1 protein-coding gene is annotated in these 392 nt (G+C 60.5%); it reads left to right on the top strand.

Annotated elements, in window-relative coordinates:
• Window positions 1-392, top strand: a 392-nt coding sequence (locus L6963_RS11745; RefSeq protein WP_237225478.1) for an AMP-binding protein, incomplete at both ends; no start/stop codon positions are given.

Raw genomic sequence — 392 nt, 5'->3', positions numbered from 1 at the left:
GTTTGCGCGTACTCGGTTCGGTTGGCGAGTCCATCAACCCGGAGGCTTGGCGCTGGTTCCACGACGTGGTCGGTGACGGCACGTGTCCGATCACCGATACCTGGTGGCAGACCGAAACTGGCATGTTCCAGATCACCACTGTGCCGTCGATGCCGCTCAAACCAGGTGCCGTTGGGCGTCCGGTCTTTGGCCAGGAGGCTGCTGTTGTCGACGAGGAGGGCCATGAGCTCCCTGCGGGCAAAGAGGGCTTCCTCGTCCTCAAAAACCCGTGGCCGGCCATGATGCGCACCCTGTATAAGGATCCGGATCGATACCTCGAGGCGTACTGGACGAAGTACCCGGGTGTCTATCTCACCGGTGATTCCGCACGAATCGATGATGACGGCTACATA

The sequence above is a fragment of the Rothia nasimurium genome, assembly GCF_928392795.1.
Classification (GTDB): domain Bacteria; phylum Actinomycetota; class Actinomycetes; order Actinomycetales; family Micrococcaceae; genus Rothia; species Rothia nasimurium_F.
The sequence above is the reverse complement of the archived record's forward strand: the minus strand, read 5'-3'. Positions and strand labels throughout refer to the sequence as shown.